At 57.1% G+C, this 3660-nt stretch carries 5 protein-coding genes; 3 read left to right on the forward strand and 2 right to left on the reverse strand.

Annotation, left to right across the window (positions count from 1 at the left end; translation table 11 throughout):
* The 3 genes from NW857_RS06095 to sat all read left to right on the forward strand — a co-directional run.
* Positions 1-753 (forward strand): ParA family protein (locus NW857_RS06095; RefSeq protein ID WP_414333587.1); only part of this gene is annotated, 753 nt, incomplete at its 5' end.
* A gap of 128 nt (positions 754-881) precedes the next feature.
* On the forward strand, positions 882-1253 hold the full coding sequence (locus tag NW857_RS06100; RefSeq protein WP_414333585.1) for a hypothetical protein: 372 nt from the start codon (positions 882-884) through the stop codon (positions 1251-1253).
* A 113-nt stretch (positions 1254-1366) separates the two neighbouring features.
* Positions 1367-2545 (forward strand): sulfate adenylyltransferase, encoded by a 1179-nt coding sequence (sat, locus tag NW857_RS06105; protein ID WP_414337335.1) that lies wholly within the window; start codon positions 1367-1369, stop codon positions 2543-2545.
* Positions 2546-2710: 165 nt separating this feature from the next.
* Here sat and NW857_RS06110 read toward each other — a convergent pair whose 3' ends face one another.
* Positions 2711-2887 (reverse strand): hypothetical protein, encoded by a 177-nt coding sequence (locus NW857_RS06110; protein WP_414333583.1) that lies wholly within the window; start codon positions 2885-2887, stop codon positions 2711-2713.
* 308 nt (positions 2888-3195) lie between these two features.
* Positions 3196-3621, reverse strand: coding sequence for a hypothetical protein (locus tag NW857_RS06115; protein WP_414333582.1), 426 nt, complete (start codon positions 3619-3621; stop codon positions 3196-3198).
* Positions 3622-3660 lie beyond the last annotated feature (39 nt).

Below are 3660 nucleotides of genomic sequence, written 5' to 3' on the forward strand. Positions count from 1 at the left end.
AAAGGGGGCACCGGCAAGTCCACCCTCTGCGTCCACGCGGCCCAGTTAACGGCTCAACGGGGCTACCGAGTTCTGCTCATCGATCTCACCTCCCAGGCCACCGCCAGCAGCTTTTACCTGGAAGAGGTGGGATCCCTGCCCCCCGAGGAAACAGTCTGGGCCAGCTTGCACCCGCAGCATCGATGCTCTTTGGAAGAGGTGATCTATTGCACCGACAAGGGGGTGGATGTGGCGCCCTCCCACAGCACCATGGCGGAAGTGGCGGCCCAATTGGCGGCTGCCGGCGATGCAGGGCAACACCTGTTGCAGCACCAGTTGGATCCCTTGCTGCCGGATTACGATTTTATCTTTCTCGATACGCCGGGGGAACTGAATGCCCTCACGGCCAACGCCCTGCGGGCAGCCCAGCGGGTGTTGATCCCGACCCGGCTCAACCGCGCCGATTTCTCCTGTACAGAGGTGACCCTACGCTACATTGAGACCCTGAAAGGTCAGTTGAGCCAGGCCCGTGCTGTCTTGACCATGCTGGACGACCGCTACTTGCCGGGGGGCATCTGGTCGGGATCCCATACCGGGCAACTGTATGTGCAAGCGCAACAGATTTTTGCGGATGTGCTTTCACCCGTTACCATTCCAGATAGCAGCGATTTGCGCACCGCTTTTGACTACGGCTTGACGGTCATGGACTATCGGCCTGGCTCGGTGGTGTGTCAGCGATTGGTGCAGTTTGTCGAACATGAGGTGCTCTTGTGACTGGATCGGACCGTAGCCTCTTTCCTTCTTCAGGAGAAACTTCCCGCACTCGGCGCAAGGCCAGTGCTAAAACCAGTTCAGAGCCCACCTCTGCAGAATCTACTCCCACGGGCGAGGAGCCGACAACGATGTCTTCTCAGTCTCCTACAGAACCAGCCCCAGAATCGCCAGAAATTGCAACTCTCAAAAGCCAACTGGCCGAAGCTCAACAACGCTTGCAGGACTACCAAAACAAAGTCTCTGCCTTGCAAGCTCAGCTTGAGCAAGTCACTGCCCATCGGGACGAATTGCAGAAGGCGCTGGCCCAGTTGCAGGCGGTGGCAGACGAGCGGGCCAAGACCATTCAGGAACTGCAAAGCCGCCGAGGACAAGCTCCACTCCCGGCTAGGCCCCAACCCTCCGCTTCCCCGCTGCAGGCGCAGAAGAAGATCATGAATCGGCCCATCTTCGACAATGTGTCGCCCACCGACGAAGATATGCCGCCCTACATGCTGGACTAGGCAGTGGGTACTATCCTGGATTGCACCCGAGGAAAGAAGGGTGTAGGGTTAGGGATCCCTGTCTGCTCGGTTGCCGTTCTGGTCTTCACGCTATGACTTCATCCCAGGCGAAGATGACTGTTTCTTGCGATGCCATTCCGCCCCATGGGGGCACTTTGGTTAACCGCATTGCCCCGCCCGAGCAGGCACAAGAGCTGCGCTCCAAAGCTGAACACTGCCCCATCCTCTACCTCGACGAGCGGGCTCAGTCGGATCTGGAGATGATCGCCATTGGGGGCTTTAGCCCGCTCACCGGCTTCATGGGGCGGGCAGATTACCAGTCGGTTCTGGAGACGATGCATCTGGCCAATGGCCTGGCTTGGTCGCTGCCGGTGACGCTGCCGGTTGCTGCCGAGATAGCCGCCGATCTCAAGGAAGGGCAGACCATTGCCCTGGCCAACGGCGAGGGCAGGCTCTTGGGCCTGTTGGAATTGACCGAGAAGTTCACCTACGACAAAACCCGCGAAGCGCAGCAGGTCTACCGCACCACCGATGAGCAGCATCCGGGGGTGAAGGTGCTCTACGAACAGGGATCCGTCTATTTGGCTGGCCCTGTAACTCTCTTCCAGCGGGATCCCCATCCCCTTTTCCCGGCCTACCAGATCGACCCGGCTCAGTCGCGGCAACTGTTTCGGGAAAGAGGCTGGAAAACGATTGTCGGCTTTCAAACCCGCAACCCCATCCACCGCGCCCACGAGTACATCCAGAAGTGCGCGCTGGAAATCGTGGACGGGCTGTTTCTCCACCCGCTGGTGGGGGCCACCAAAAGCGACGACATTCCCGCCGAGGTGCGCATGCGCTGCTATGAGGTGCTGATTGAAAAGTACTACCCCAAGGAGCGGGTCATTTTGGCCATCAACCCTGCGGCCATGCGCTATGCCGGCCCGCGGGAAGCCATCTTCCACGCCCTCATTCGCAAAAACTACGGCTGCACCCATTTCATTGTGGGCCGGGATCATGCCGGGGTGGGGAATTACTACGGCCCCTACGATGCCCAGCACATTTTCGATGAGTTCCGTCCTGAGGAACTGGGCATCATCCCCCTCAAGTTTGAACACGCCTTCTATTGCACCGTCACCGGCACCATGGCCACGGCCAAGACCAGCCCTAGCCAACCCCACCAGCGCATCCACCTGTCGGGCACCAAGGTGCGGGAAATGCTGCGCCGCGGCGAGATCCCCCCGCCCGAGTTCTCCCGCCCCGAGGTGGCCCAATTGCTGGCCGAAGCCATGCGTGAGCGCGGTTCGTCGTAGCTTTTGTAATTTCTCTGAGTGGAGGCAAAAGGGTCTGCGACCAACCAGACCCTATGTATTGATAAATTGATAAAGAGACAAAAACCCCACGCCCAAAGGCATGGGGATGATGCTGCTCTCCTAGGAAACCCTCGTCAGCAAGCTCTCAATGGGCAGCAGCAGACCTCATCCCGCCTCAAAGCGGAGTTGCTCGGGATCCACATAATAGCAGCGGGCATTGTCAACACAGATCAGCGCCCAGCCATTTTGGTCAACATCGACCAACGTATATTCGGATTGAGGGATGAAGTGGCCCTGGTGGTTGCGGGTCTCGCCTTTAACCCAAACAGTCTGACGGTTCATCTTAAAGTTCCTCCAATTTACAGCCAAAAAATCAAAAGCAGGACTCAATTTCAATGCAAGTCAGTGCAAGAAGTGTCACATCAAACAGAACTAGGATGCACCAAACCCCTCGCATCTCCTCAAAGCCCAACCAATCCATAGGCTTGGGTGTGATGCAAGCTAGCTCACAGCGGTGAATAAATACCGTCTTGCGATTTGGTAAGAGAAGTCTAGCACCAACTCTATGAGAATATTGTTAAAAGTTGCAGATTAAATTGACAAGCTCTAGATTTTCCTAAATTCTTGTTGCAAAATTGCGTCAAGCCTGCCTAATTTTCTTCAAATAGCCACTGGTGCATCTTGCTCAGGTGAGGCCAAGCGGGACGGCGCTTCCCTCCCTCTGCCAAGTTGGATTTGACCCCCTCGATCTGCTCGGGATCCCGCGCCAAGATTTGCTTGATGGTCTCCACCTGCTGGCGTACCCCCGTTTTTTTCAGCTCCAGCATCGCCAAAGTCAAGTTCACCCGCGGCTGGGCGTCCACCGGATCCAGCTTCACGGCAGTTTGGGCGGCTTTCAGGGCTTTTTCCGCTTGCCCCTCCAAAAGATAGAGCCAAGACAGGCAAGTCCAGGCTGCTGCCGCCTTCGGGGATCCCTTACAGATAGCCTCAAAGGAAGGGATCAGCGTCTTGGCTGCTTCCCCCGCCTCGTAGCGCCGGATCCCTTCCTGAAACAATTCTTCAATGGCTGCGCTCATCGTTCTCAATTGAGCATAATGACGTATTGACAAATGTGC

It is taken from the genome of Synechococcus sp. H55.9, from assembly GCF_047462355.1.
Taxonomy (GTDB): Bacteria; Cyanobacteriota; Cyanobacteriia; order Thermostichales; family Thermostichaceae; genus Thermostichus.

What these genes read in the sequence shown, in the direction of transcription:
- NW857_RS06100 (WP_414333585.1), top strand. Translation starts at nt 882, where the DNA reads ATGTCTTCTCAGTCTCCTACAGAACCAGCCCCAGAATCGCCAGAAATT.
- sat (WP_414337335.1), top strand. Translation starts at nt 1,367, where the DNA reads ATGACTGTTTCTTGCGATGCCATTCCGCCCCATGGGGGCACTTTGGTT.
- NW857_RS06110 (WP_414333583.1), bottom strand. Translation starts at nt 2,887, where the DNA reads ATGAACCGTCAGACTGTTTGGGTTAAAGGCGAGACCCGCAACCACCAG.
- NW857_RS06115 (WP_414333582.1), bottom strand. Translation starts at nt 3,621, where the DNA reads ATGAGCGCAGCCATTGAAGAATTGTTTCAGGAAGGGATCCGGCGCTAC.